This window comes from Cryobacterium sp. M91, assembly GCF_002929615.1.
GTDB classification, from domain to species: domain Bacteria; phylum Actinomycetota; class Actinomycetes; order Actinomycetales; family Microbacteriaceae; genus Cryobacterium; species Cryobacterium levicorallinum.
Window position 1 is genome coordinate 1 of sequence record NZ_PJJT01000021.1, and the last position, 2486, is coordinate 2486.

Annotated in this window: 3 protein-coding genes and 1 pseudogene; 1 reads left to right on the plus strand and 3 read right to left on the minus strand. The window is 59.8% G+C overall.

Annotated features, from left to right (window positions below):
• Nucleotides 1–123 precede the first annotated feature (123 nt).
• Nucleotides 124–988: pseudogene (locus CXY80_RS00180) on the plus strand (hypothetical protein).
• Nucleotides 989–1341: 353 nt separating this feature from the next.
• Here the strand turns inward: CXY80_RS00180 and CXY80_RS19260 are convergent.
• The 3 genes from CXY80_RS19260 to CXY80_RS00190 form a co-directional block, all read right to left on the minus strand.
• Nucleotides 1342–1515, minus strand: a complete 174-nt coding sequence (locus CXY80_RS19260) for a hypothetical protein (RefSeq protein WP_158251490.1) — start codon at nucleotides 1513–1515, stop codon at nucleotides 1342–1344.
• Complete coding sequence (locus CXY80_RS00185; protein WP_104131128.1) at nucleotides 1496–1822, minus strand: hypothetical protein; 327 nt, start codon at nucleotides 1820–1822, stop codon at nucleotides 1496–1498. The genes CXY80_RS19260 and CXY80_RS00185 overlap by 20 nt, the downstream gene beginning before the upstream one ends.
• A 69-nt stretch (nucleotides 1823–1891) precedes the next feature.
• Nucleotides 1892–2296, minus strand: a complete 405-nt coding sequence (locus CXY80_RS00190; protein ID WP_104131129.1) for a VOC family protein — start codon at nucleotides 2294–2296, stop codon at nucleotides 1892–1894.
• Between the last annotated feature and the right edge of the window lie 190 nt (nucleotides 2297–2486).

Here is a 2486-nt window from a genome sequence, read left to right on the forward strand (position 1 = left end):
CCCCGACCACGCGACAGCCCGGCACTCGAAGGCAATACCGGTGGCCCCCGCAGGCAATACTCAGTGGCCCCTAAACACTCAAATACTCATTCCTTCTGGAACACCAAAACTTTCGTGCTACTGGTGCTGACCTACACGGCACCGGATGCGACAGCACACGCACTACGGTGGCGACATAGCACCCTGCCCCTCGCCCTCGAGCGGGCCACGCAACTCGGGCTCACCGGTGCGGTTTTCCCATGGCGCACCATCCGCGCGGTGAAGAATGCTCTAGTTATTGGCCAGCTGGCACCTCTGTATTTCATGTTAATGCGGATATCGCCGCCGCCGAAATCCGCTACGTCTCGGCCACAGGAGACCACGATTTCGAGCGGACGATCGGCGTGGAGCTGCTGGTGCAGACCGTGCGGCTGTGGCGTTCACTCGGCCACCATGACGGCGCGGGCCGATTCCGGATCGACGGAGTGACCGGCCTGACGAGTACAGAGCGATCGCCGACAACAACGTGTACACCAACGTGATGGCGCAATACAATCTCTTGGGAGCCGCAGACGCGGCCGCACGACATCTCGACCAGGCTCGGGCGCTAGGCGTCGACGCGGAAGAAATGGCCGACTGGCGGGATGCCGCCGCCGGCATGGTCATCCCCTACGACCAGGCGCTGGGTGTCCACCCCCAGGCCGAGGGTTTCACTGGTCATGAGGTGTGGAACTTCGAGGCCACCACGGCCGAGCAGCACCCGCTGCTGTTGCATTTCCCCTATTTCGATCTTTACCGCAAACAGGTCGTCAAACAGGCCGACCTGGTGCTGGCCATGCAGCTTCGCCCCGATGCGTTCACCGCTGCGCAGAAGGCCCGCAATTTCTCGTATTACGAGGCGGTTACTTTGCGCGACTCATCGCTGTCTGCCGGCGTGCAAGCAGTGATCGCCGCCGAGGCTGGCCAAATGGGATTGCTCCTCGGCACAATGCTCGACCCCTTGCCCTAGATGTCTCTAAGAATCGACCCCCGGTAGGGCTCATTCTTGGTCATTTTTTAGGAAGCGTACGCTACAAGTCTTTCAGCTGCACTGCTCGGTCGGGCCATCGACGGCTCTGCTCCGGCTCCGTAGGCGCCGAAGGCGGCATACCCTCGCGGGGGTCCCACTCTGCGTGGTGCGACCGCGCGAGCTAGGGCCGTGGCCTTCGGCCCAGGTCAGTGGTTTGGGAGCCAGCGACTGTTCGTTGATGCGGCCTTATTGACAACACTCCGGGGGAGCGGGATCAGTCTGGTAGCTCGGTGTCACCAGATGGAGGCAGGTTGATGTCCGCCTCGCCTACATTTGCATCGACATCTCCGGGATCATCCGGTTCCTGCAGCAACCTTGACGTGGTCCGCGGCGTCCGTATCGATCGTTGATGGAACGGATTGAGTCTGCTTGGCTTCTGTCTCGGCTTCGCTTGCCGGGCAGAAGCTTATGTCTTTGTGCTTTTGATCGCCAACTTTGGATATTTGCTTATTTTTTTGAGAAGTCATTCGGTTTGAGGGTGGCGATGCGGTGCGCATGATCTTGAAGAGTGTCCTCGCTGATGAGCATTCCGATGTCAGTAAAGCGCTGACGTAGAGCGCTTAAAACGTGCGCTTCGTCATGACCCGCCAGGTCAGATTCCTCCTGCACCAGGATCCCTGCCACTTTGGCGTCATCCAGTTGGGAGTGTTGGTCTTGAATCGGTTCGTCTTGAACCGGTTCGTCTTGAGTGCCTCTTTTGCCGGTTATTATTACCTTCTCTTCATCAGATACGTCAAGAGCATTGAGCTTGAGTACGTCGACCGACCGACTCAACCTGCCGGGCGTGAACCGCGACGTGCCCGACCGACCGGGTCGTGATCGACTTTTACGCCGGATGTGTGGTTACCACCCGTAGATGCGTGGGATTATCTCGTGCCGCGGTACCTGCTCGGGTCCCGGATAGGTGACCACGATCGGCACGTCGTCGGGGCCACGGCCCTCGACCATCCTGAATCCATCGATGGTTTGGCTTGTCACGTGTGGTGACTGCGCGCGGAGTATCCGTTCACATCGTCGAAGTTCTTCTTCGTCCTCCGCTGTCCAAATCAGGTACTGGATCCCGACGGGACCAAGAGGATGCTCGGCGCACGCTCCTCTCTCACGCAGATACAGCTCGCCGCCGTCGCCGCCGACCAGCAGCGCAGCGCTGTTATTTCGAACTGTGACGTCGAAGCCGAGTAGTTCCTTGTAGAACAGCACTGATCGGTCGAGTTCACGCACGAACATTACCGCTGACGCCAGCCTCACTCTGCTCGCCTCCGGAAGTTGACCGTGGCTGCGGTGCGCATTATCGAATCTCGATTAGTTCTCGGGCAGCGGCGACGATATGTCGGGCTGAGATCCCCGCCGCGTCCAAGAGTTCGGCTGGCTCACCCGACATTGGTAGGCCGGTGACGCCGAGTAGTTTGACCCGAAGTTCCGGCACCTCGGCATCAGC

Coding starts and splice junctions, on each gene's coding strand:
- CXY80_RS19260 (WP_158251490.1), bottom strand. CDS start 1,515: ATGACTTCTCAAAAAAATAAGCAAATATCCAAAGTTGGCGATCAAAAG.